Below are 19631 nucleotides of genomic sequence, written 5' to 3'. Positions count from 1 at the left end.
ACGACGTTTCGTCACGCACACACAAGGAGAATCATGCGAGCAACGACCACTCGACGTGGACGGACCCGCGCCGCATTCATCGCCATGACGGCAGCCGGTGCGATGGCCCTGGGCGCCTGCGCAGGGGGATCGAGCGGCGGTCCCGGTTCCGACAGCACGCAGGCCGAGGAGGGCGGCGACGGCGACGGTGTCGAGATCCGCTTCTCCTGGTGGGGGTCGGACGACCGCCACCAGACCACGCAGGAGATCATCGACCTCTTCGAGGAGAAGAACCCGGGCATCACGGTGGTCCCGGACTACACCGACTGGGGCGGCTACTGGGACAAGCTGGCCACGTCGACGGCCGGTGGGGACACCCCGGACGTCATCACCCACGAGGAGCGCTTCATCGCCGACTACGCCAACCGTGGCGTGCTCGCCGACCTGGAGTCCCTGGACGTCGACACCTCCGAGATCCCCGAGACGATCATCGACGGCGGTCGGGTCGAAGGCACGCTCTACGGCCTGGCCACCGGCGTGAACGCCTACGCGATGATGGCCGACCCGCAGATCTTCGCCGACGCCGGCGTGGAGGTCCCGGACGACACGACGTGGACGTGGGAGGACTTCGTCAAGGTCTCGGCCGAGCTGTCCGAGGCCGCCGGTGACGGCGTCTACGGCACCCAGGACATCGGCTTCAACGAGGCCGGCCTGAGCGTCCTCGCGCGCCAGAAGGGCCAGAGCCTCTACAACGAGGACGGCTCGCTCGGTGTCGACAAGGAGACCGTCGAGGAATTCTTCCAGATCGGGCTCGACCTGCAGGAGAGCGGCGGTTCGCCGGACGGCAGCCGCACCGTGGAGATCCAGAACGCCGGCCCGGAGGGCTCGCTGCTGGGTACCAACGCCGGTGGCCTGGGCGTGTGGTGGTCGAACCAGCTCGGCGCGCTGAGCTCGGCCTCGGGCAACGACCTCGAGCTGCTGCGCATGCCGGGTGAGACGGAGCACGAGCGGACCGGCATGTACTTCAAGCCGGCCATGTTCTACTCGGTCTCCGCGACCTCCGAGCACCCGGAGGAGTCGGCCATGTTCGTCGACTTCCTGCTCAACGACCCCGAGGCCGCCGCGCTCCAGCTCACGGACCGTGGTCTGCCCTCGAACCTGTCGGTGCGCGAGTCCATCCTCGGGGACCTCGAGGCCGCGGACGCCAAGGTCGCCGACTTCATGGCCGAGATCGAGGACGAGATCCCGGACGCCCCGTCGGTGCCGCCGAACGGTGCGGGCGACGTCCAGGACATCATGATCCGTATCAACTCCGAGGTGCTCTTCGGCTCCATGACCCCGGACGAGGCCGCCGACGCGTTCCTCTCCGAGGTCGAGGCAGCCACCTCCTGAGCCACCTCGGTCCCGAGCTGATGCCTCAGCTCACCTGACCCGAAGGGTGCGGGGCCGCCGCCCGGAACCTCCGGCGGCCTCGCACCCGACGGTCTCAGCCCCGCCGCCCGGCGGGGCTGTCGCCATGTCGAGGACGGAACGACCTGATGAACGACCTGCTCGTGCTCCGCCACGGCGACGACGTCGCCGTCGCCACGCGTGACCTCACCGCCGCCGACCGCGCCGTCGCCCCCGACGGGACCGCCGTCGTCGTCCGCGAGGCCGTACCCCGCGGGCACAAGGTCGCGCTGCGGCAGGTCGCTGCCGGGGCGCCGGTGCACAAGTACGGGCAGGTCATCGGCGTCGCCACGGCGGGCATCGTCCCGGGCGACCACGTGCACTCGCACAACCTGGGGTTCGACCCGGGCGAGCGCGAGGCGCCGCTCGGCGGCACCCACACCGAGCTGACGGTGCCCGACGGCGTCCCGCGGCCCACGTTCCGCGGCTACCGTCGCGCGGACGGCCGGGTCGGTACCCGCAACTACCTGGCGATCCTGACGAGCGTGAACTGCTCGGCGACGACGGCGAAGATGATCGCGGAGCAGTTCCGCGGTGCGGCGCTGGACGAGTTCGAGAACGTGGACGGCGTCATCGCGCTGACGCACACCTCCGGGTGCGGGCTCGTACCGGACTCGGAGGGCGGCCAGATGCTGCTGCGCACCCTGCGCGGGTATGCGGCGAACCCGAACGTCGCCGGGGTGCTCGTCCTCGGTCTGGGCTGCGAGATGGTGCCCGGAGCTGCGCTGTCCGCGCGCTCCGGCTCCGTCGCCGACCTGGGCATGCCCGGCATGGGCGCGCCGGCCGGCACCGATGCGGGAGCCGGAGGGCTGCTGGCCGCGATCCCGGACGACACCGTGGTGCGGTCGATGACCATCCAGGAGACGGGTGGCGTGCGGGCCTCGGTGCAGGCGGGCGTCGAGGCGGTGCGAGCGATGCTGCCCGAGGTGGACGCGCGCCGTCGGACCGAGTGCGACGTCTCGGAGCTGGTCCTGGGCCTGGAGTGCGGCGGGTCGGACGGCTACTCCGGGATCACCGCCAACCCGGCGCTCGGCTGGGCGTCGGACCGGATCGTCGCCTACGGCGGCACGTCGGTGCTCGCCGAGACGCCCGAGGTCTACGGTGCGGAGCACCTGCTGACCGCGCGGGCCACCTCGCCGGGCGTGGCGAAGAAGCTGCTGGACCGGATCGACTGGTGGCGCGACTACGTGGCCGCCGGCCAGGGCACCCTCGACAACAACCCGTCGCCCGGCAACAAGGCGGGCGGTCTGACGACGATCCTCGAGAAGTCGCTCGGCGCGGTGGCCAAGGGCGGCACCGCCGACCTGACGGCCGTGTACGAGTACGCCGAGCAGATCACCGACCGTGGGTTCACCTTCATGGACACCCCCGGCTACGACCCGGTGTCCGTGACGGGGATGGTGGCGGGCGGGGCGAACGTCGTGGTGTTCACCACGGGGCGCGGCTCGGTGTTCGGATGCCAGCCGACGCCGTCGATCAAGGTCGCCACGAACACGCCGATGTACGACCGGATGAGCGAGGACATGGACGTCAACGCCGGCCGGATCGTGGACGGCACGGCCACGCTGGAGGAGGTCGGTGCGGAGATCCTGGCCAAGATCCTCGCGGTCGCGTCCGGGGAGCAGACCGTGAGCGAGGAGCTCGGCATCGGTGCCGAGGAGTTCATCCCCTGGCACCTCGGCGCCGTCACCTGACCCGCTCGGGTCAGTCCCGCATCGCGTCGCCGACGACGGCGCAGCGGTCGTCGGCGGGAGCGGCCCCGGACGCCGCGCGCGCCAGGAGGCCTCGCAGTGCCGTGCGTTCCGCGGGCTCGAGGGCTGCGAGCAGCTCGTCCTCGGCCCGCGCGACCTGGGCGTCGAGCCCGGCGACGATCTCGGCGCCCCGCGCGGTGGCGACGATCCGTCGTGCGCGGCGGTCCGTCGGGTCCGGCTCGCGCCGCGCCAGCCCGGCGGCGTCGAGCTCGTCGATGAGGTAGGTCATCACGGTCCGGTCGATCCCGAGGCGCGTGGCGAGCGCCGCCTGCGTCGGCGGTCGGTCGTGCACCACGGCAGAGAGCACCTCGTAGCCCCGGGAGCCCTGCGGCAGCTCGTCGCAGGTGGCGGCCACCCGGTGCTTCCACTCGCGCAGGAGGGCAGCGAGCGACCAGCCGAAGGGTGAGGGCGCAGCGGGCGTGGGCATGTCGCCATCGTACCGCGGAATGAGATGTCATCCAGATGAGTTGCCGGGTATATCATCTGCAGCACAGATCATCTCTCGTCACCTGGAGCGCCCATGACCGACTACGGCCACGACCTGGTCTTCGGCACCTTCGTCACCCCGTCCAACCGTGACCCGCAGCAGCCCGTCCGGCTGGCGCAGGCAGCCGAGGCAGCCGGCCTGGACCTCGTGACCTTCCAGGACCACCCGTACCAGCCAGGGTTCCTCGACACCTGGACGCTGATCTCCTACGCCGCGGCGGTCACCGAGCGCATCCACCTGGCGGGCAACGTGCTGAACCTGCCGCTGCGCCAGCCGGCGGTCCTCGCCCGCTCGGTGGCGAGCCTGGACCTGCTCAGCGGCGGACGTATCGACCTGGGCCTCGGCGCAGGTGGGTTCTGGGACGCCATCGAGTCCATGGGTGGCCGCCGCCTCACCCCGGGAGAGTCCGTGACGGCGCTCGCCGAGGCCGTCGACATCATCCGCGGCATCTGGGACGCCGGCGAGCGCCGCGTGCTGCGCACCGACGGCGAGCACCACCGCGTCACCGGCGCCAAGCGCGGACCTGCGCCGGCGCACGACGTGCCGATCTGGCTCGGCGCGTACAAGCCGCGCATGCTCCGCCTCGTCGCGCGCCAGGCCGACGGCTGGCTGCCGTCCCTCGCCTACATGAAGGACGGTGACCTCGCCCGCGGCAACGCGATCATCGACGAGACGGCCGAGGAGGCGGGGCGTCACCCCGCCGAGATCCGCCGCCTGCTCAACGTGCAGGGCGCGGTCACCGCCGACCGGCGGGGCTTCCTGCAGGGGCCCGTCGAGCAGTGGGTCGAGGAGCTCGCCGCGCTGGCGCTGGACGACGGCGTCGGCTCGTTCATCGTGGCCTCGGACGATCCGGGTATGTTCTCGGTGCTGGGCGAGGAGATCGCCCCGGCCGTGCGCGAGCTGGTCGCCCGCGAGCGGGCCGCGCACGGGACGGCTCCTGCCGCGACCCGCCGTGGCCGGGCCGCGATCGCGCTGCGGCGCGACGGGATCGACTACGACGGCGTGCCGCCCACGCTGGCGACCACCGCCGTCGAACCTGGCGACCGCTCCTACGACGTCGTGCGGCACAACTACCTGCGCTCGGGCGCGCCGGGCCTCGTCCTGCGGCCGCGCAGTGCCGCCGAGGTGTCCGACGCCGTCACCTACGCGCGGACGCAGGAGGTTCCCCTGGGTGTCCGGTCGGGCGGGCACGGCATCAGCGGCCGGTCCACGAACGACGGCGGGATCGTCGTCGACCTCGGGGCGCTGGACCAGATCGAGGTGGTCGACGAGGCCACTCGCCGGGTGCGTCTCGGAGCCGGGGCGACCTGGGAGAAGGTCGCCGAGGCGCTCGCGCCGCGCGGCTGGGCGATCAGCTCGGGCGACTACGGGGGCGTCGGGGTCGGAGGGCTCGCGACCGCAGGTGGTGTCGGGTTCCTCGGGCGCACGTACGGGCTGACGATCGACCACGTCGTGGCGGCCGAGGTCGTCACGGCGGACGGGCGGGTCGTGCACGCCTCCGCGGACGAGAACCCCGACCTGTTCTGGGGGCTGCGGGGCGCCGGCGGCAACCTCGGCGCGGTCACCTGGGTGGAGGTCGAGGCGATGGATCTGGGCGACGTCGTCTTCTCCCAGATGACCCTCGACGCCACCGACACCGCGGGGCTGCTCGAGCGGTGGGGTGCCGCGGTCGAGACGGCGCCGCGCGAGCTCACGAGCTTCCTCATCCTCTCGCCGCCCCGGCGGGGCCAGGGGCCGGTGGCGCAGCTCATGACCGTCTACGCCGGTGACGACACGACAGCGGCGGTCACCCAGCTGGAACGTCTCGCCGACGCAGGTCCGCTGCTCGACCACCAGGCGTACCTGCTGCCGTACGCCGGCGTCGTGCAGGCGGGGGACAAGCGCCACACGGGAGGTGGCGACCCCTCCGTGCGATCCGCGCTCGTCACGCACCTCGACACCGCGACGTCCCGCGCCTTCGAGCGCGTGGCGGCGTCGGGCTCGGCGACCTTCCTGCAGGTCCGCGCCACCGGCGGGGCCGCGCACGACCTGCCCGACGCGGCGACGGCGTACGCCCACCGGCACCAGAACTTCCTGCTCTCGGCGATGTCGGCCTCTCAGGAGGCGCTCGACACGGTGTGGGACGCCGAGATGTTGCCGCACGCCGACGGGCTGTACCTCTCCTTCGACACCGACACGCGCCCGGAGCGCCTCGCCGACGCGTTCCCCGAGCCGACCCTGACTCGGTTGCGGGAGGTCAAGCGGGACTGGGACCCGACGAACCTCTTCCGCGCCAACTTCCCGGTGCCGCCCGCCGCATAGCGCCGGCCGTCAGCCCGTGTGGACGATCCCGGCGGCCAGCGAGAAGAGCACCACGCCCAGCGCGACCACGCCGATCATCGCCCCGACGAGCCCGCGGGCCGTGCCGGGCCGACCGTCTCGCTCGGCGACGTGGATGGCGAGCGAACCGAGCGTGATCGACGCGACGGCGAGCGGGGCGGCCACCCAGTCCCCGACCACGGGGACGACGGCGCAGGCCAGCCCGGCCACACCGAGCGCCACCGACCACTCGGCCGACCGTGGCGTGCCCGGGCGCGTCGTGCCACCGTCGTCCATGTCTCGCTCCGTTCCGCCGGTCCGGCTCTCGTTCGGGTCAAGTGTGACCGGCATCAGGCAGGCCACGCGCAGATCAGCTGGTCCGGGCCGAGCACTGGGATGTCGCGGACGGTGCCGCCGGCCCGTGAGATGACGCGCTTCGTCGCCCTCTGCGGACCCGAGCCCCCTTGAATGAAGTCAGGTGCGCTCGACCCTCCCCCTTGAATGAAGTCAGGTGCGCTCGACCCTCCCCCTTGAATGAAGTCGATGCTACCTTCTTGACATGCGCGACGACTCCATCCGGCAGCACCTCGGCGAGCGAAACCCCTGGTGGAAGGCGCAGGTGCTCGGCGAAGAGGCTACCGCTTGGACCGAGCGGCACCCGGTGCTCCAGGGGTTGGCACGTTACGACATCGGGTATCGGACGGAAGTGCTCGACGACGTCGCGACGGATCCGCTCGGCGATCGGGTGATCGTCCTGTCGGGGCCGCGGCGCATCGGCAAGTCCGTCGCGATGCTGCAGCTCGCCGCGGCGCTCTGCGAGCGGGGTGATGTCGATCCCCGCCAGATCATCCACGTCCCGTGTGACACGTTGACGCTGCAGGACGTCCGCCGAGTACTCACACTGGCGCGCAGCATGACCGAGTCGGTCGATCTCGACGGGGCGCGGCCTCGGGTGTGGCTCTTCGACGAGATCACCTCGGTGCGTGGGTGGTCGTCGGTCTTCAAGGACGCGCGGGACAACACGGCGTTCGCACACGACACGGTCATCGCCACGGGGTCCCGATGGGATCCGGACGAGGATGTCGAGGGCAACCTCATGGCTGGCCGGGCAGGTTCTGAGACACGCCGCCGCCGAGTTCTCCTGCCGATGAGCTTCCGCGAGTTCATCGGCACCACGCGCGAGAACCTCCCTGCTCTGCCACGCGTTCATCCCGGTCACCTCCAGAGCGACGAGACGCGGGCCCAGCTCGCCGAGACGGGATTGTTCGTCGACGAGTTCGATCTGGCTTGGCAGCAGTTCCTGAGCGTGGGTGGGTTTCCGCGCGCCGTGGCCGAGTACGTCCGGAACGGTGCCGTCTCGGATGCATACCTGCAGGACCTTCAGGCGTGGCTGCATCGGGACGTGGACCCGGAGAGCACACCAGAATCTGTGCCTCTGCTGTTGGAGGCCCTGTCGGAGCGCGCGACGAGTCCGCTGGCGGTCAACCCGACGGCGATCATCATCGGTCGGACTCGGGCGGCCTTGGAGACACGGCTGACGCGGATGGTGTCGTCGCACGCTGTGCTGCGCTGTCCTCAGCGAGACGACTCCGGAGCGCTGGTGCCTCGAACGCAGTCCAAGCACTACCTCACCGATCCGGTCCTCTCATGGTTGCCGTCACGTCTACGTGCCGGGTCGAAGGCGCCCGCCATGACGTCGCTGACCGAACAGACCATCGGCGTGCACCTCGCGCGCGCGGTGGACGCCCACTCCGAGGGGCGATGGCTGGCTGGTGACACCATCGGATACGTACGGACGAGCAACGACCGGGAGATCGACCTGTCATCGATCTCATTGCCGTCCGACGCAGGGACCGTCATGACTGTGCCGATCGAGTCGAAGTGGGTCTCGCGCGGCTGGAAGAGCGAGGCCCGCGTGATCGTGGGCAAGTACCAGCGCGGGATCCTCGCGACGAAGTCGATCCTGGACACGAGCGGTGAGGTGTGGGCCGTCCCGGCGCCGCTGCTGGCGATGGCGCTGCTCTGACAGGATGCTCTTATGCCTCTCGCACCTCGCTATCTGGCCGACGACGCCCGCTACGACTCGATGACCTACCGTCGTACCGGCCGCTCGGGTCTCGACCTGCCGGCGCTGTCGCTGGGCCTGTGGCACAACTTCGGCCACGTGAACCCGATGGAGACGCAGCGCGCCATCCTGTGCCGCGCGTTCGACCTCGGCGTGACGCACTTCGACCTGGCGAACAACTACGGCCCGCCGTACGGCTCGGCGGAGGAGAACTTCGGGCGGCACCTCGCCAGCGACCTGCACCCGTACCGCGACGAGCTCGTCATCTCGACCAAGGCGGGCTACGACATGTGGCCCGGCCCGTACGGGGACCACGGCTCGCGCAAGTACCTGCTGTCCTCGCTCGACCAGTCGCTGGCCCGCATGGGCCTGGACTACGTCGACATCTTCTACCACCACCGCCCGGACCCCTCCACACCGTTGGAGGAGACCATGGGTGCCCTGGCGTCGGCGGTGCAGCAGGGCAAGGCCCTGTACGTGGGGGTGTCGAACTACTCCCCGGCGCGCACCCGCGAGGCGGCGCGCATCCTGGCGGACCTCGGCACGCCGATGCTCATCCATCAGCCCAGCTACTCGATGTTCAACCGGCACATCGAAGACCCGGAGCGCGAGGACCCCTACGACGGCCGCCAGAGCGAGTCCCTGCTGGACGCCGTCGGCGACCTGGGCGTGGGCACCATCGTCTTCTCCCCGCTGCAGCAAGGGCTGCTCACCGGCCGCTACCTGAGCGGTGAGGCGCCTGCGGGGTCGCGGGCGGCCCGCTCCGACTCGCCTTTCCTGTCCAGCGACGCCCTGAGCGAGACGTACCTCGAGCGTGCACGCGCGTTGAACGAGATCGCTGCCGGCCGCGGGCAGAGCCTCGCCCAGCTCGCCCTGAGCTGGGTGCTGCGCGACCAGCGGGTCACCTCGGCGCTGATCGGCGCCTCGAGCGTGGCCCAGCTCGAGGACAACCTCGCGGCGCTCGCGGCGGGGCCGCTGACGGACGACGAGGTCACTGCGATCGAGCCCTACGCCGTCGACGGCACCGGCCGCTGAGCACCTGGAGAGCGATGCGCACCTGCTGGTTCGTGGGGCTGACCACGCTCGACGTCGTGCACCGCGCGGACGGACGGCCCGGCCGCGACGAGAAGGTCACTGCCTCCCGCCAGGACGTCGCGGCGGGCGGCCCGGCGGCCAACGCCGCGGTCACGGCGGCCGCGCTGGGGGTCCGTGCCGTGCTGGTCACCGCGCTCGGCGACGGCCCTGTCGCGATGGCGGCCCGTGGCGACCTGGCCGCCCACGGCGTCGAGGTGCACGACGTCGTCGGCGGCAAGGCGTTCCCGCTCGCGGTCTCGGCGGTGCTGGTCGACGACGCCACGGGGGAGCGGTCCGTCGTCTCGGCGGACGCGGCGCTCGCCGACGCCCCCGCACCGGCGAACCTGCCGCAGCTGCCCACGCCCGACCTCGTCCTGCTCGACGGGCACCACCCGGCGATCGCCCGCGCCGTCGTCGACCACTTCGACGGCAGCACCCGGCGCCCGCCGGTGGTCCTCGACGCCGGGCGGTGGCGGCCGGTCTTCGCGGACCTGCTGCCCGCCGCCGACGTCGCCGCGCTCTCCGCGGACTTCACCGTGCCCGGGTACGACGACGGCGCGTCCGGCGCGCGGGAGCTCGGTGCGGCTTCCGTGGTGGTCACCCACGGCGGCGGGCCGGTCGAGTGGTTCAACCACTCCGGCTCGGGCACGGTCGACGTCCCGGACGTCGAGGTGCGCGACACCCTCGGCGCGGGCGACGCGTTCCACGGGGCGCTGGCCGCGGCGCTCGCCGCCGGCGAGCCCCTCCCGGAGGCCTGCACCACGGCCGCGCGCGTCGCGACCACCCGGGTGCAGCACGTGGGCCCGCGCGCCTGGCTCGCGCAGGTGCCCCGGTGAGCACGACGGCGGAGCTCGTCGAGCGTGCCCGCGGCCTGGCGGTCCCGGGTCGGCGGGCTGTCCTGGGCATCGTCGGGGCGCCCGGGTCGGGCAAGTCGACGCTGGCAGCCGAGCTGGTCGCGGCGCTCGGGCCGGAGCGGGCCGTGGGTGTCGGGATGGACGGGTTCCACCTGTCGAACGCCGTCCTGGCGGCGCACGGCTGTGCCGGGCGCAAGGGCGCGATCGACACCTTCGACGACGCCGGGTACGCCGCGCTGGTCGCGCGCCTCGCCGACGCGCGTCCTGGTGACCCGCCGGTCTATGCGCCGGCGTTCCGGCGCGAGATCGAGGAGCCGGTCGCGGCCGGGGTCGAGGTGCCCGCCGAGGTGCCGCTCGTGGTCACCGAGGGGAACTACCTGCTCGCGCAGTCGGGAGCCTGGCCGACCGCCCGGGCTCGGATGGCCGAGGTCTGGTACGTCGAGGTGCCCGACGGTGTCCGGCTCGCCCGCCTCGAGGCGCGGCACCGGGCGTTCGGCAAGAGCGTCGAGGAGGCGCGGCACTGGGCGCGCGGCTCCGACCAGGTCAACGCGGAGCTCATCGCGGCGACGCGAGGTGCGGCTGACCTGCTGGTCGGGCTCGCGGGCTGACCCTGCGTCCGCCGTCGTCCGGAACTAGTCGTGCGTGTCTCCCAAGTGGCGCGCCCAGCAGGTCCTCTTGCATCCGCCCGGATGCTCACTGCCCTCTACCCTGGATACGTGGGTAGCGAGTCAGCGAAGGGGCCATGGGTTGCGGCGCTCCCGAAGGGCGAACCCAGCAAGACCTCCCTAGGTCGCCTGGTCGAAGCGGACGGTGGGCGCGACGGCGCAGAAAGCGAGTACTACGAGTGGGCAGCAGACCCGTCCGCCGACCGCATCGAAGCCGCTCAACGGCGATTTAGGGCGCAGTTCCGTCGCCGTCAACGCCACCGAGAAGCACGAGCGCGGAGAGACAAGATCCAGAACTGCGACTAGGGCGTGTCTCCTAAATGCGCATCCAGGTGATGCAGGCTGAGAGCACGACCGCGGCGCGGTAGGTGATGGCGAGCTTGTCGTACCGGTGGCCAGCGCGCGCCACTGCTTGGCCAGGGTAAAGGTGCGTTCGACGACGTTACGGCCCTTGTCGGTCACGGTGTCCAGCTTCGGCGGGCGCCCACCGGCCGACCTCTTGCGGCGCCGGGCGGCTATCTCGTCACTCTTTTGCGGGATCACGGCCTTGATGCCACGGCCCGCGAGCATGCGGCGGGTCTTTCCGCTGGTGTAGGCCCGGTCCGCGATGACGGCGTCCGGTGTGGTGCGCGGGCGGCCGGGGCCCAGCCGCGGCACGTGGATGTCTGCCAGGACCTGCTCGAGCATCGCGCCGTCGTTGCGCTGCCCTCCGGTGACCACGATCGCGAGCGGGCGCCCGCGCCCGTCGACCGCGGCGTGGATCTTCGTACTCAGCCCACCGCGCGAACGACCGATGCCATGACCGGCCGGCTCACGCTTACCCCCGAGGGTGCTGTGGACGAACCCGACCGGCCTGGGCGTGTAGTTCGATGTCGCCCCCTGTGTCCTGCTCCGGGCGCGTCGTGTTCGTGCCGTGCTGGTGGGCGCGGTTGATCGTCGCGTCCACCGACACGTTCCAGTCGATCTGCCCGTTCGCGTCGGCCTCGGCCAGTAGGCGCGAAAGCACGCGGTCCCAGGTCCCGTCACCGGCATAGCGGCGGTACCGCTTCCAGACCGTCTTCCACGGACCGAACTCCTCGCGCGGCAGGTCACGCCACGGAATGCCGGTCCGGTACCGGTAGATGATCCCCTCGACCACCCGCCGGTTGTCCCCGAACGGGCGACCCCTGCGCCCCACGTTCGAGGGCAGCACCGGCTCGATCCGTTCCCACTGCTCGTCGGTCAAGACCCGGTACCGCGAAGACGTCACCGCGCCAGTCTGCCGCGCGCCTCACCGTCCATATAGGAGACACGCCCTAGTCGGGCGTCCGCAGCCTCAAGCGCTCAGCCGCGCCCTCGCGGTCATACCGACGGGCGAGGATGCGCCGCGCGATCTTGAGCTCCAGCCAGAAGGTCGGCGGGGCGACGATGAGCCAGGCTAATGATCCGAAGGACCAGATCACGGCATTGCCGACGACGAGGCATGCGCCGAGGTAGCACCACCACGGGCCGAGTGGTTCCGGTCGTGTTCGTTCGAGGACGCCCGGCCCCCACCACTTGTCGGCGTAGTAGACCAGCCCAGGGAGCACGCTGGTGGCGCTGGCCGCCAGGAGGGTGATCGAGCCGAACCGAGAACCAATCGCGGCGGCCATCAGTCCCATCGCCGGGACGAGCCACACGGCCGGGGCGCAGCGACCCCAGAAGGTCCAATGTTTGCTGTATCTGTTCGTCGGCCCGCTCACCGTTGGTCGAAAGGTCGAGGTCGCTGCCACCAGTCGACACTAGCAACAGCATGAAGCCGGAACGAGTGTTGGCAGGGTTCCTACGCTGGCAACGGCAAATCTGCGACCTCGCAACGGCAGCCGATCCGGACGGGCCAGGTTCCTGGGGGACCAGCCGGGCGCTGAGAACGGCGGCCGGAGCCAGCCGCGCCGGGTGCAAACCTGGCGATGGAGAGGGGCCCCCAGGTTTGACCCTGAGGCCCTCACAGCTCGCGACGCAGCTTCTCCACGAGCGGCTGGATGCGGTACGGCACGAGCTCGCCCATCGACAGCGAGGTCTCGGTGCGCTGCACCCCGTCGATGCGCAGGATGGCGGCGTCGATGCGGAACAGGTGGTCGGTGTCGCGGCAGACGACGTGCACGCGCAGGTCGGCGACGCCGCTGTGCCCGTAGGCCTGGACCACCTCGGGGATCTCGGCGAGCTCGGACACGATCCGGGCGAGGTCCTGCTGGTGCACGGTGACCTCGATGAAGGCGGTCAGCGGGTGGCCGAGCACCGCCGGGTCGATGCAGCGGTCGAACTCGCGGAAGGCGTCTGCCTGCTCCAGGCGGGCGAGGCGGGCGGCCACGGTGTTGCGGGAGATGCCCAGCCGCTGGGCCAGGGCGACCGTCGTCGCACGCGGGTCCTGCGAGAGCGCCCTCAGCAGTGCGAGGTCCACGGCGTCGATGCGGTGCACCTGCCCAGCCTATCCGGGCGCGGAGGCTGGCGATCGACCCGATCCGGGCGGGCGCGAAAAGTGCTGGCAGTGCCGGACGCAGCGGCCGATCATGGGTGGCCATGACCTCGCTGACGCGGCACCGACTGGCCAGCTCCGAGACCGGTCCGGCGCTGCGCGCGCTGTGCGGCTGGACGCCGCGGGACGTCCCGGGCGGTGGCCTGCACCCCGGTGACGTCGGGTGGTACCTGCGGTCCGACGACGCGGCCGTCCTGCTGTGGACCGACGGCGCAGCGCCGACGGCGGTCGGGTTCTTCGACGGTCCCGTCCTGCGGGTGACCGCTGCGCCTGCGGCCGACCTCGGTGCGCTCGCGGCCGACGCCGAGCTGCTCGTGCCCGGCCACGACGCCACCGACGGCCTGCCGGTGCCCGGGTGGGAACCCGACGCGGAGGCCTGGTCGGTCATGTCGTGGACGCCGCGGCCGGTGTCGAGCCGTGCCGAAGCCGTCCGAGAGGCCGACGTGGCCGCCAGGGTCGACGTCCAACGGGCGGCCTTCCCGGGATCCACGTTCACCGCGGCCAGGTGGCGCACGATGATGTCCTCGCCGGCGGGCGGTGCGGCCGTCGACGTGCTGGTACGCACACCCGAGGGGGAGCCTGCGGCCGCTGCGACGGGCTGGTTCGCGGGAGCGGGCCGTTGCGGGCTGCTGGAGCCGGTGGGCACCGCCCCGGAGCATCGCGGGCGCGGCTACGGGCGCGACGCCGTGCTGGGAGCGAGCGCGGCTCTCGTCCGCCGAGGAGCGAGCGCCGTCGCCGTCGTGACGCCGTCCTCGCTCACCGCTGCGGTGGCGCTCTACCGGTCGGCCGGGTTCGAGCTCGTGCGCGAGACCCACGACTGGGTGCGCCCGGACCGCGAGTCCTGAACGGTTCCGCACGCGAGCCTCGCGACATCGAGCACTGTGCACGGCAACACCCGGCGCCCGCTGAGCATCCTGCTCAACAGAACAGGTGCTGGTGGTGCGACCTGGATCACAGAGATATGTTCGGGAACAGGCGCTCGACGAGGAGCGCCGGCTCCGATGCGAGGTGAGGCCACCCATGCCCAGCACCACGGATCCGAGGACCCGCGACCGCCTGTCACGAGCAGGGACGTCGCACGAGGCCTCGGTGGACAGCGCCCACGGCGGCGCGCGGGACCATGTGCCCGCGCCCACCTCCCTGGGCACGACGCCCGAGGGCGTCGACCCCGGTCACGGGACCGTCCGGCTGATCGATGCCGACGGGGTCCGCCACCCGGACGCGACGTACGACCGCTGGGTCGAGGACGTCGACCACGCGGCCCTGCGCGACCTGTACGAGGACATGGTCGTCGTGCGCCGCATCGACACGGAGGCCACCGCCCTGCAACGGCAGGGACAGCTCGCGCTGTGGCCGCCGCTGCTCGGCCAGGAAGCCGCCCAGATCGGTTCCGCCCGCGCCCTGGAGTCCGACGACTTCGTGTTCTCCAGCTACCGCGAGCACGGTGTCGCCCACGTGCGCGGCATCGCCGGGGCGGACCTGCTGCGCGTGTGGCGCGGCGTCACCGGCGCCGGATGGGACCCGCACGTGGCACGCATGGCGCCCATGCAGGTCATCATCGGCGCGCAGGCGCTGCACGCCGTGGGCTATGCCGTCGGCATCCTCGCGGACCAGGGCGCCGACGCCGAGCGGGACGCACGACCCGCGCCCGACGCCGGGACCGCCGTCGGGCAGGGCCGGACCGAGGCCGTCATCTCCTACTTCGGTGACGGCGCCATGAGCCAGGGCGACGTGGCCGAGGCGTTCACGTTCGCCTCGACCTGGACGGCGCCGGTCGTGTTCTTCTGCCAGAACAACCAGTGGGCGATCTCCGAGCCGGTGTCGCTGCAGTCCAAGGTGCCGCTGGTCGAACGGGCCCGCGGCTTCGCCATGCCGGGCGTGCGGGTGGACGGCAACGACGTGCTCGCCGTGCTCGCCGTCACACGCGAGGCGCTGCACCGCGCCCGCACGGGCGGCGGACCCACCCTCATCGAGGCCGTGACCTACCGCCGCGGTCCGCACACCACCGCCGACGACCCGACGCGCTACCGCACCTCGGCCGAGAGCGAGCACTGGGAGGCTCGCGACCCGCTGAGTCGCGTCGCGGCACACCTGCGCAGCGAGGACGCCCTGGACGACGACGGCGAGGCCCGCGTCCAGGCGGCCGCCGACGCCGTGGCGGCCGAGCTGCGCGCCGGCGTCACGTCGATCGAGGACCCGTCGTGGCAGGACGTCTTCGCCGACGTGTACGCCGCGCCGCACGCCGAGCTCGCCGCCGAGCGGGACGCCTACGCCCGCTATCTCGACGGCTTCGAGGAGGGGGACCGATGACCGGCTCGACCACCCAGATGACGCTGGCGCAGGGCCTCAACGCGGGCCTGCGCCAGGCGCTGAGCGACGACGACCACGTGGTGCTGCTCGGCGAGGACATCGGCGCGCTCGGCGGGGTGTTCCGCGTGACCGACGGGCTGCAGCGCGAGTTCGGCCCGCGCCGGGTGGTGGACACGCCCCTGGCGGAGTCGGGGATCCTCGGCACGGCCATCGGGATGTCGTACCGCGGGTACCGGCCGGTGGTGGAGATCCAGTTCGACGGGTTCGTGTACGTCGCGTTCGACCAGATCGTCAGCCAGGTCGCCAAGATGCACGCCCGCACCCGCGGGAAGGTGCCCATGCCGATCACCATCCGCATCCCCGTGGCGGGCGGGATCGGCGCGGCAGAGCACCACAGCGAGTCGCCGGAGACGTACTTCGTGCACACGGCCGGGCTGCGCGTCGTGTCGATGTCGAACCCGCAGGACGCCAGCACGGTGCTGCGGCAGGCCATCGCCTGCGACGACCCGGTGATCTTCTTCGAGCCCAAGCGGCTCTACCACGTCAAGGGCGACGTCGACCCCGCCGTCGACCTCGCCGACGCCCCGCCCATGAGCTCCGCGCACGTGGTGCGCCCGGGCCGTGACGTCACGGTGGTGAGCTGGGGCTCGCACGTCGCGACCGCGATCGACGCGGCCGAGGCCATGGCCGACGACGGCGCGTCCGTCGAGGTGATCGACCTGCGGTCGCTCTCGCCCTGGGACGCCGACGCCGTCACGGAGTCGGTGCGCCGCACCGGGCGCCTCGTCGTGGTCCACGAGGGTCCGCGGCAGGTGGGGGTCGGCGCGGAGGTCTGCGCGACGGTGACCGAACGGTGCTTCGAGCATCTCGAGGCGCCGCCGGTGCGGGTCACCGGCCACGACGTGCCTTACCCGCCGGCCAAGCTGGAGGGGCACCACGTGCCGGACCTGGACCGGGTGTGCCACGGCATCGACCAGGTGCTGGGCCGGGTGCCGCTGGACGTCCTGACGGGGGTGGCCGCATGAGCGCGAGGAGCGGGGCACCGCAGCGGTCAGGCACGGAGGTGATGGCATGAGCACCCAGGAGTTCCTGCTCCCGGACCTCGGTGAAGGTCTGACCGAGTCGGAGGTGGTCGAATGGCGCGTGGGCCCGGGCGACACGGTCACCCTGAACCAGGTGATCGCGGAGGTCGAGACGGCCAAGGCGCTGGTGGAGATCCCCTCGCCGTACGCGGGGGTCGTGGCCCGGCTGCACGCCGAGGAGGGGCAGGTCGTCGAGGTCGGTGAGCCGCTGGTCACCTTCGACCTGGACGTGGCGGGCGGCGGCTCGGCCGCAGGCAACGGGACCGGCACCGGCGGCGCGTCGGCGGCCCCGGCGAGTCCCGCGCCCCGTGAGGAGCCCGCCGGATCGGCCGCGACATCGGCGGACTCGTCGGCGTCGTCGGCCTCAGCGAGCTCGTCGGCCTCGGCGGCGTCCCCCGAGGAGGAGTCCCGCCCCAACCTGGTCGGCTACGGTGCCCGGGCAGCCCGGCGCGGCCGCCCGACCCGACGCCCGCGCAAGCCGGTCGCCACACCCGGTGTCCCGCCGTCGGACGGGGTGGCGCCCCGTGCCACCGCGAACCGGCGCGCCACCCCGGGGGTCCGGGCGACGGCGAAGCGGCTGGGCGTCGACCTGGCCCAGGTGACGGGCAGCGGCCCGGACGGACGGATCACGCGCGACGACGTCACGGCGGCCACGGGGGGCAGCACCCTCGGCACCCGGCCGGTACGGGCCGAGACCCGCGAGCCGGTGCGGGGCGTGCGCAAGCACACCGCCGCGGCGATGGTCGCCAGCGCGGCGATCCCGCAGGCCACCGTGCACCTGACCTGCGACGTGACGGCGCTGAAGGAGCTGCTGACCCGGCTGCGGGAGCACCCGCGCACCGCGGGCACCCGGCTGACGGTGCTCGCCCTGGTGGCCCGCGCGGTGCTGGTGCTGCTGCCGGACCATCCGGCGCTCGTCACGCGCTGGGAGGATTCCGACGACGGCCCGCAGCTGGTGCGCCCCGCGCACGTGAACCTCGGCATCGCGGTGGCGACCGACCGCGGGCTCGTGGTGCCGCACGTGCCGCACGCCGACGAGCTGTCCCTGGTCGGCCTGGCCCGAGCGCTCGGGGAGCTCGCCACGACGGCCCGCGCCGGGCGGACCCGCCCGGAGCGGCTCGCCGGGGGCACGCTGACGCTCACGAACGTGGGCGTCTTCGGGGTCGACTCGGGCACGCCGCTGCTCAACCCTGGCGAGTCCGCCATCCTCGGCATCGGGCGGCTCGCCCGGCAGCCGTGGGAGCACCACGGCGAGATCGCGCTGCGCGAGACGCTGACGCTCAGTCTCACGTTCGACCACCGGGTGGTCGACGGCGAGCAGGGCGCCCGGTTCCTCGCGGACCTCGGCGGGCTCCTGGCCGACCCGGGGCTGGCGCTGCTGCTCGGCGGCTCCGACGGCCCGGACGACGGCAGTCCGGACGACGGCGGTCCGGACGACGGCGAAGGGCGGGGCGCATGACCGTCCTCACCTCCGCCGTCGACCCGGCGAGCGACGCCGCCCGTGCGAACGCCGAGGCGCAGGGTGCGCTCGCGGCGACCCTGCGCGAACGGACGTCCGGGGCGGCACGGGGCGGCTCGGACGCTGCCCGCGAGCGCCACGTGGGGCGCGGCAAGCTGCTGCCGCGGGACCGGGTCGAGCGGCTGCTCGACCCGGGCAGCCCGTTCCTGGAGATCTCCCCGCTGGCCGCGTACGGGGTCGACGCCGGCCCGGGCGAGGTGGGCGCGTGGCCCGGTGCGGGCGTGGTCGCGGGCGTCGGCCGGGTGCGCGGGCGGCAGGTGATGGTGGTCTGCAACGATCCGACGGTCAAGGGCGGCACGTACCACCCGCTGACGGTCAAGAAGCACCTGCGGGCGCAGGAGATCGCGCTGGAGAACCGGCTGCCGTGCGTCTACCTGGTGGACTCGGGCGGGGCGTTCCTGCCCCGGCAGGACGAGGTGTTCCCGGACCGCGACCACTTCGGTCGGATCTTCTACCACCAGGCGCGGCTGTCCGCGGAGGGGATCCCGCAGATCTCCGCCGTGCTCGGCTCCTGCACGGCCGGCGGGGCGTACGTCCCGGCGATGAGCGACGAGACGGTGATCGTGCGGGGCCAGGGCACGATCTTCCTCGGCGGCCCGCCGCTGGTGAAGGCCGCGATCGGTGAGGTCGTCACGGCCGAGGAGCTCGGCGGGGGTGAGCTGCACGCGCGGCGCTCCGGCGTCGTCGACCATCTCGCCGAGGACGACGAGCACGCCCTGGACATCGTGCGCGACATCGTCGCGACGCTCCCGCCGGACCCGGAGCCTGCGTGGACCGTCGCGGAGGCCGAGGCGCCCGCCGTCGGCCCCGACGCCCCGGACGGGTCGGGTGGCGCGGGTCTGGACGCCGTGGTGCCCGCGGACGTCCAGCAGCCGTACGACCCGCGCGAGGTGATCGCGCGCGTCGTGGACGGCAGCAGGCTGCACGAGTTCAAGGCCGGGTACGGGACCACGCTGGTCTGCGGGTTCGCGCACGTGCACGGGCACCCGGTGGGGGTCCTGGCCAACCACGGCGTGCTCCTGCGCGAGTCGGCGCTCAAGGGTGCGCACTTCATCGAGCTGTGCGACCAGCGCGGCATCCCGCTGCTGTTCCTGCAGAACATCTCGGGGTTCATGGTGGGCACCGACGCCGAGGCGGGCGGCATCGCGAAGGACGGCGCCAAGATGGTCACGGCCGTGGCCACGGCCCGGGTGCCGAAGCTGACCGTCATCGTGGGCGGGTCGTTCGGCGCCGGGAACTACGCGATGTGCGGGCGGGCCTACTCCCCGCGGTTCCTGTGGACCTGGCCGGGCGCGCGGGTCTCGGTGATGGGCGGCGAGCAGGCCTCGGCCGTGCTGGCCACCGTCAAGCGCGACCAGGCGGACGCCCGGGGCCAGGAGTGGGACGCGCAGGACGAGTCGGAGTTCCGGCGCGAGATCCGCGACTCCTACGAGGCGGCAGGCAACCCATACCACGCGACCGCCCGGCTGTGGGATGACGGCATCATCGAGCCGGGCGACACCCGCCGCGTGCTCGGCATGGCACTGGCGGTGTGCGCCCGCACGCCGCTCCCGACGACCGAGGGCCCGCGCTTCGGGCTCTTCCGGATGTGAGGACGGTGCCGA

At 72.6% G+C, this 19631-nt stretch carries 16 protein-coding genes and 1 pseudogene; 12 read left to right on the top strand and 5 right to left on the bottom strand.

From position 1 onward, the window contains the following. Positions 1-33 precede the first annotated feature (33 nt). The gene (locus ACH5HR_RS04470; RefSeq protein WP_416476468.1) at positions 34-1371 is read left to right on the top strand and encodes an ABC transporter substrate-binding protein; all 1338 of its coding nucleotides are present in this window, start codon (positions 34-36) and stop codon (positions 1369-1371) included. Positions 1372-1517: 146 nt separating this feature from the next. Then, positions 1518-3122 carry a UxaA family hydrolase gene (locus tag ACH5HR_RS04465; RefSeq protein ID WP_416476467.1) on the top strand — a complete coding sequence of 535 codons (1605 nt, stop codon included), beginning with the start codon at positions 1518-1520 and terminating at the stop codon, positions 3120-3122. 10 nt (positions 3123-3132) lie between these two features. Here ACH5HR_RS04465 and ACH5HR_RS04460 read toward each other — a convergent pair whose 3' ends face one another. After that, positions 3133-3606, bottom strand: a complete 474-nt coding sequence (locus ACH5HR_RS04460; RefSeq protein WP_416476466.1) for a MarR family winged helix-turn-helix transcriptional regulator — start codon at positions 3604-3606, stop codon at positions 3133-3135. Positions 3607-3699: 93 nt separating this feature from the next. Between ACH5HR_RS04460 and ACH5HR_RS04455 the strand changes: the two genes are divergently transcribed. Further along, positions 3700-5967, top strand: coding sequence for an LLM class flavin-dependent oxidoreductase (locus ACH5HR_RS04455; protein ID WP_416476465.1), 2268 nt, complete (start codon positions 3700-3702; stop codon positions 5965-5967). 9 nt (positions 5968-5976) lie between these two features. On the opposite strand, the gene ACH5HR_RS04450 is transcribed toward ACH5HR_RS04455, so the two are convergent. Next, positions 5977-6261, bottom strand: coding sequence for a hypothetical protein (locus ACH5HR_RS04450; RefSeq protein ID WP_402377700.1), 285 nt, complete (start codon positions 6259-6261; stop codon positions 5977-5979). Between the two features lie 262 nt (positions 6262-6523). On the opposite strand from ACH5HR_RS04450, the gene ACH5HR_RS04445 reads away from it, so the two are divergent. Genes ACH5HR_RS04445 through ACH5HR_RS04430 form a run of 4 tightly spaced genes read left to right on the top strand, consistent with a single transcriptional unit; the run spans position 6524 to position 10565 of the window. Next, positions 6524-7990 (top strand): AAA family ATPase, encoded by a 1467-nt coding sequence (locus ACH5HR_RS04445; protein ID WP_416476463.1) that lies wholly within the window; start codon positions 6524-6526, stop codon positions 7988-7990. A 12-nt stretch (positions 7991-8002) separates the two neighbouring features. Next, positions 8003-9064: an L-glyceraldehyde 3-phosphate reductase gene (gene mgrA / locus ACH5HR_RS04440; RefSeq protein ID WP_416476462.1), complete on the top strand. Its 1062-nt coding sequence runs from the start codon at positions 8003-8005 to the stop codon at positions 9062-9064. A gap of 14 nt (positions 9065-9078) precedes the next feature. Next, entirely contained in the window at positions 9079-9939 is an 861-nt protein-coding gene (locus ACH5HR_RS04435) for a PfkB family carbohydrate kinase (RefSeq protein ID WP_416476461.1), read from the top strand. Beyond that, entirely contained in the window at positions 9936-10565 is a 630-nt protein-coding gene (locus tag ACH5HR_RS04430) for a nucleoside/nucleotide kinase family protein (RefSeq protein WP_402377689.1), read from the top strand. The genes ACH5HR_RS04435 and ACH5HR_RS04430 overlap by 4 nt, the downstream gene beginning before the upstream one ends. A 359-nt stretch (positions 10566-10924) precedes the next feature. Here the strand turns inward: ACH5HR_RS04430 and ACH5HR_RS04425 are convergent. The 3 genes and pseudogenes from ACH5HR_RS04425 to ACH5HR_RS04415 all read right to left on the bottom strand — a co-directional run bounded on the left by ACH5HR_RS04425 (position 10925) and on the right by ACH5HR_RS04415 (position 13059). After that, positions 10925-11871: pseudogene (locus tag ACH5HR_RS04425) on the bottom strand (IS5 family transposase). Between the two features lie 46 nt (positions 11872-11917). Then, positions 11918-12253 (bottom strand): hypothetical protein, encoded by a 336-nt coding sequence (locus tag ACH5HR_RS04420; RefSeq protein ID WP_402377686.1) that lies wholly within the window; start codon positions 12251-12253, stop codon positions 11918-11920. Between the two features lie 332 nt (positions 12254-12585). After that, positions 12586-13059 carry an Lrp/AsnC family transcriptional regulator gene (locus ACH5HR_RS04415; protein ID WP_402377683.1) on the bottom strand — a complete coding sequence of 158 codons (474 nt, stop codon included), beginning with the start codon at positions 13057-13059 and terminating at the stop codon, positions 12586-12588. A 101-nt stretch (positions 13060-13160) separates the two neighbouring features. Between ACH5HR_RS04415 and ACH5HR_RS04410 the strand changes: the two genes are divergently transcribed. The 5 genes from ACH5HR_RS04410 (at position 13161) to ACH5HR_RS04390 (ending at position 19619) form a co-directional block, all read left to right on the top strand. Then, a complete protein-coding gene (locus ACH5HR_RS04410) occupies positions 13161-13961 on the top strand; it encodes a GNAT family N-acetyltransferase (RefSeq protein ID WP_416476460.1) in 801 nt (266 codons plus the stop codon). A 175-nt stretch (positions 13962-14136) separates the two neighbouring features. Then, a complete protein-coding gene (locus ACH5HR_RS04405) occupies positions 14137-15426 on the top strand; it encodes a thiamine pyrophosphate-dependent enzyme (RefSeq protein WP_402377678.1) in 1290 nt (429 codons plus the stop codon). Then, positions 15423-16451 carry an alpha-ketoacid dehydrogenase subunit beta gene (locus ACH5HR_RS04400; protein ID WP_416476458.1) on the top strand — a complete coding sequence of 343 codons (1029 nt, stop codon included), beginning with the start codon at positions 15423-15425 and terminating at the stop codon, positions 16449-16451. The genes ACH5HR_RS04405 and ACH5HR_RS04400 overlap by 4 nt, the downstream gene beginning before the upstream one ends. Before the next feature lie 46 nt (positions 16452-16497). Next, the gene (locus ACH5HR_RS04395) at positions 16498-17967 is read left to right on the top strand and encodes a dihydrolipoamide acetyltransferase family protein (RefSeq protein WP_416476457.1); all 1470 of its coding nucleotides are present in this window, start codon (positions 16498-16500) and stop codon (positions 17965-17967) included. Further along, positions 17964-19619 carry a carboxyl transferase domain-containing protein gene (locus ACH5HR_RS04390; protein WP_416476455.1) on the top strand — a complete coding sequence of 552 codons (1656 nt, stop codon included), beginning with the start codon at positions 17964-17966 and terminating at the stop codon, positions 19617-19619. Before ACH5HR_RS04395 ends, ACH5HR_RS04390 begins: the two co-directional genes overlap by 4 nt. The last annotated feature ends 12 nt before the right edge of the window (positions 19620-19631 follow it).

It is taken from the genome of Isoptericola maris (assembly GCF_048065335.1).
Classification (GTDB): domain Bacteria; phylum Actinomycetota; class Actinomycetes; order Actinomycetales; family Cellulomonadaceae; genus Isoptericola; species Isoptericola rhizosphaerae.
Note: the sequence above shows the minus strand (reverse complement) of the source record. Positions and strands in the feature narration are given on the sequence as shown.